The sequence below is a fragment of the Pseudomonas sp. FSL R10-0056 genome, from assembly GCF_009600105.1.
GTDB lineage: Bacteria > Pseudomonadota > Gammaproteobacteria > Pseudomonadales > Pseudomonadaceae > Aquipseudomonas > Aquipseudomonas bubulae.
This window is the reverse complement of the sequence record NZ_WIWL01000064.1, coordinates 1-1,116: the sequence shown is the minus strand read 5'-3', so window position 1 is coordinate 1,116 and position 1,116 is coordinate 1. Positions and strand designations below refer to the sequence as shown.

Here is a 1,116-nt window from a genome sequence, read left to right as displayed (position 1 = left end):
AGAGTTCGTTGCCTTAGCACGGCAACCCGGTAGCAATAAACGAGAACTGTGTCGACGGTTTGGCATCAGCCCGCAAACGGCCTACAAGTGGCTTAACCGTTACGAGGCGCACGGTCAGTCGGGACTGCAAGAGAAGTCCCGCAAACCGGCTACCAGCCCCAAGCTGACCTCTGCAGTTTTGGAGGCGCAAGTCTTAGCCCTCAGGCAAGAACATCCAGCCTGGGGTGGGCGCACAATCAGCACCCTCTTGAAAAAGCAGATCGCTCCCAGCACCGTGACCAATGTCCTGCACAGGCACGGACTGATTCAGCCTGCTCCGAATGAGCAAGAGGCCAAGCTGAGATTTGAACACGATGCGCCCAACGATCTGTGGCAAATGGATTTCAAAGGGCACTTCTCAACGCAAGAAGGCCGATGCCATCCCCTGACGCTGTTGGACGATCACTCGCGATTCAATTTAGCTATTCAGGCTTGTGATAACGAGCGTGGAGCTACGGTGAAGGACAAGCTGGTTGAGGTATTCCAGCGCTTCGGATTACCCGCTCGTATCAATGTTGATAACGGCCCGCCATGGGGCTCACCGCGTAATCCAGGTGAAATCACCGAGCTGAGTATCTGGCTGATTCGTTTGGGAATTCGGATCAGCTACAGCCGCCCTTACCACCCTCAAACCAATGGAAAGATCGAGCGCTTCCACCGCTCTCTCAAGGCCGAAGTGCTTGATGGGCGTCAATTTTCCACGATCCAGGAGGCTCAATCCGCGTTCGATCGATGGCGGGAGGTTTATAACCTACAACGACCTCATCAAGCGTTGAACTACCAAGTGCCGATGGACCGATATCGCTCCAGCCCTTGGGCTTATCCGCAGCAGTTATCGGAGTTTGAGTACGGGCCGGACGATGTGTTGGCCAAGGTTTATCACAGCCGATTTCGCTTTCAGAAACGCTATTTCAGCATCGCCAAGGGCTTGGTTGGGCAGCACATCGCAATACGGCCCAACCCTGAAAGAGATGGACTCTTTGACGTCTACTTCTGCCATCACTTTCTAAGAACGTTCGACGTGAGCAAACCTGACTACGGGGCATAATGTGTCCACCATGTCCCCGCACGTGTGTC

The 1,116-nt window shown here is 54.3% G+C and carries 1 protein-coding gene; it reads left to right on the top strand.

Translation table 11 applies throughout. From position 1 onward, the window contains the following. A partial coding sequence (locus tag GHO42_RS03390; protein ID WP_153329061.1) for an IS481 family transposase occupies positions 1–1,087 on the top strand: 1,087 nt, incomplete at its 5' end. Between the last annotated feature and the right edge of the window lie 29 nt (positions 1,088–1,116).